The organism is Barnesiella sp. CU968 (assembly GCF_905219685.1).
Taxonomy (GTDB): domain Bacteria; phylum Bacteroidota; class Bacteroidia; order Bacteroidales; family Muribaculaceae; genus Lepagella; species Lepagella muris_A.
On record NZ_CAJMXD010000298.1, the window covers coordinates 1 to 3,711 of the forward strand.

General features: G+C 49.5%; 2 protein-coding genes. Both read right to left on the reverse strand.

Annotated features, from left to right (window positions below; translation table 11 throughout):
- Positions 1-492 precede the first annotated feature (492 nt).
- Entirely contained in the window at positions 493-1,962 is a 1,470-nt protein-coding gene (locus tag JX312_RS10520) for an IS66 family transposase (protein ID WP_204457962.1), read from the reverse strand.
- Positions 1,963-2,082: 120 nt separating this feature from the next.
- Positions 2,083-3,321 (reverse strand): ISAs1 family transposase, encoded by a 1,239-nt coding sequence (locus JX312_RS10525; RefSeq protein ID WP_239653887.1) that lies wholly within the window; start codon positions 3,319-3,321, stop codon positions 2,083-2,085.
- Positions 3,322-3,711 lie beyond the last annotated feature (390 nt).

Consider the following 3,711-nt stretch of genomic DNA (forward strand, 5'->3'; position numbering starts at 1 on the left):
AAAGTCACATGATTGATTGTTAAACAATGATATCCAAAGAGTTGAATATTGAATTAACCCGCTGTTCCGTCAGCGGTAGCCTACCGTGAGGTGCGTTTCCAGCAATGGGACGTGCCAAGCTCACTGGGACAACGTACACTTTCAGTAATGACAAGACGTAACCGCGNGGGGAGTCAAGAACGGTTAGTATCGTACCGTTGAGTGGCCAGGCTGGATAGTATGGTTAACGTAAGTGAACTGTCTTTAGCCATCGTAAGGTTTGAAGGAGCCAAAGATACTGAGCGCTCTCACCAAAATGGTAAGCAGTCGGATAACCCTGCCCACGTTAGGGTTACACGGACAAAGCACTGCCGGTGGAGTTGACAGAACCTAACCTATCCTTTGTCAATCATGTGGAACAGGGCAAGCCTGTATCTCTCTCATGGCAACATGGTACAACCGTCCGCGATAGCAGGTAAGCCATAAAAAGAAAGCCGTCCAGATTTTGGGCGGCTATTTTTGTGAGGGTTTCCAGCGGTCGGGAAGCAGGTCGCGGTATTTTTCGATCGGGGTGTTTGGCGGCCATGCGGCACATCGGTCGATTATGTCGCAGAAGTAGTCGAAGACGTTGACTCCGCAGCGATGGCAGGTGATGGCCAGCGAGTGGTACAGGGCGGCGACTTCGGCTCCGGAGTGGGAGCCGATTGTCAGTCGGCGACGGGTCAGGGATATGTAGCGGTTGATTCGCTCGACTTCATTGTTGTCAAGTCTGTAGGTGGGTGAGGCGAAGATGCGTGGTATCTCGTCCCATTGTTTAAGCGCATGTTCGGTGGCGGCAAGCAGCGGGTCGTCGGGTGGCACGCCGATGCGATTTTTGACCGCTGTCAGTCTCATGCGGATTTTCTCGAGCATCACTTTGGAGTATCGTTGTCTCCACTCAAGGTGCTTTTCCGCCGTCCATCCGTCTTTGCCTATGCGGTGCTGATGCTCGAAGTGGTAAAGGAGTCCGAAGAGCTTTGCTATTTCCTGCGCCTGCGGATTGTCTTTCAGGTCGAGGAACTTCCGCTTTATATGCTGCAGGCATGGCAAGCGTTTTATCCCGCTCATCTCACCGATTCCGATATGCCGGTATCCTGAGTAGCAATCGCATTGGAACGCTCCGTTGAAGCCTTTGATATGCTGCTTGAAGACTTCGGCAGAGCGGGAACCGTCATCATAGAAGAAGTATACAAGCCCGGTTGTCATGCCGACGAACACCCATATGTAGCCCTTTTTGATCTTCCTGCCCGAGGGAGTGGCCACCTGCAGACGCACTTTCTGATAGGTCTCGTCACCACAGATATAATTGTCTTCGACAACTGCCGGCCCGAGAGCCTTGTACAGATTCTCCAGATGAACCCTTACCTTGCTGATCAGTTTTTGTGCCGTGCCTTTGTCAAGGTCGAAGCCGTGGGCACGGAAGTATTCGACTGCATTTTCAAGTGGCATGCAGTGGAGATAGCGTAGCTCGGCGAGTCCGGCAATGAAGGAGGATGTATACTGCGAGTTCAGCAGCGGCGTGGCGGGAGCGGAGCCTTTGTATATTTTCTCGTCCTGCACATATTTGCGTACCTTGTAGATTATTTTCTTGAAGCGCATCGGCTCCATGACATAGCGCACAACATCGCATTCGCCTATGAACGTTGCCGCCTCGGGGTTGAAGTCGGGGCTGTCCGGCTCCACCACAACCGTCTCTACCTCGCACTCGGGATGGGTCTTTCTCCTGGCTCCATTGTTGGTGCGTTTCTTCTGTGGCCTCTGTTCCGGAGTTTCTGATACGGCAGGAGCCGGCATCGGTTTTGTCTGGCGCTCTGACGGCGAGCCCTGCAGACGCTGCACGGCCTGACGAGCAGCTTTTTCTTTGCTCAACTCCGCATTCCTGCCTTTCATCGCCTCCTCCATTGAGGCCATCTGTTTGCGAAGCTCTTCTATAGTCGCTACCACGGCTCTTTCATTTAAACTAAAATAAAGAGCACATCCTCCCTTACCCGCTTCAGTCCGGAGCGGGTAATTTTTCTATGTCTGTATGTTAAAAAGTTATCCTGTTATCAAAATCTTGTTTTTTCAGTTTTGGCTTAAAAATCGCATCAGCCTGGTAAAGCTCATAGAGACATGTCTCATCAGTTCGGCCATGCCTTTATTTTTGTCCGATCGTTTTTTGCGGAGTCCTTTCCATATTGAGAACACCGAGTAGACTATTCTTTGTATGGTGTCGAGGTTTCGGGCGGCTCTTGTCGACTTGCGTTTTATATTGTCCTGCTGAAGATTGTAGTCCAGGCCCCAGTGCATGCTTTCTATCGACCAGTGGTTGCGCACAACGGTGCCGGGCTTAGGTGTGTCTGTCGGCATGCTGCTGACGTACAAACGTTTTTCCGAGGTGTGTATCCCTGTTGACTTTTTGACTGTGGATGACTCATACTCAATGATGGTCATGTTTCCGCCCCATTTCTCTTTGTCGGCGATGATGTCCAGTCCGTCATATATGCGGTAGGTTCTCGTCTCTATTCTGCCGTGTGCCAGTTCGGGGCCTTCGGTGTAGGAATATACCGGTGTGTGCGCCACAAGCCTGTCCTCAATGCCGTATCGCAATGACGGTTGGTTGGCTTTGAGTTCTATCAGAAAGTCACCCCCTTTCTTTCTGATTTTATCGATTATATCCCTCTGCATGGACATGGCGTCGGCTGTCACTATCTTTCCGGCTATGTCGAGTTTGTCGATAAGCCGCGGAACTGCCTTTATCTCATTGCTTTTCGCCTGGCAGACCTCTGTAGCCAGAATTATGCCGGTGTTGAACGAGTATGCCGACACTATATCAGGATTGCGCCCGTTCTCCAGGACTGTGCCACGCTCGGCCTTGCCGTCTATGCATATTATTTCCTTGCCACACCCTTTTTTGAGCAGCTCTTTGTGAAATGCCCCGGCAAAATCCTGCATCCTGTCGGCCATCGCATTATCGTTAATGCCGTTTTCAGCACGGCACAGTGTTGATTCTGACGGCACGCCGTTCCTGAGAATGCCCAGCCTGTGGAATTTATTGAGATGGAGACGTCCGAATTCAATTATATCGGCACGTCCGACACATCCACACGCTCTGGCTAAAATCATCAGTATGATGATGTCGGCGAGCCGATGTTGTATATTGCCCTTGTCGGACCTGCGGAAATCGGGGACTGAACGGGCGAAATTCATCAATCTGTTCAGGATACTGCCGTTGAATTCAGATTTATTTACTAATTTTGAAGTCCGATTGGGCGCATTTATGCCGGTCGAACGCACTTGGTCAAGTGGCTTATTTTTATTCATAACTAATTGATTTACAACTATAAAGTTACGAAAAATTGGTCACTTGACCAATTTTATACCACTTATTTTATTGAAAATCAGAGAAATGAATGCGAAAATCACCCTTTCCCATTCAGACTTTCCCCGCTATAAAATAACAGGCTTTTCGGAAGCACAAGACTTTTTTAAATGAAAGAGCCGTGTAGTCGCTACCAGTTTCTCGTTGGTCGTCTGTAGCTTTTCATTAGATAAAGTAAGCGAGTTGACAGAGGCCAACGCCTCATCGAGCCGTCCTTGAAGGTACTCGATCTGACGTTGCAAAAACTCTGTCAACTCGTTCTTTTTCATGGCATAAAGTTACGAAAAATATCCGACATACGCAACTTTTACACCGCTTATTTACTTGATTGC

Coding starts and splice junctions, on each gene's coding strand:
- JX312_RS10525 (WP_239653887.1), bottom strand. CDS start 3,321: ATGAATAAAAATAAGCCACTTGACCAAGTGCGTTCGACCGGCATAAAT.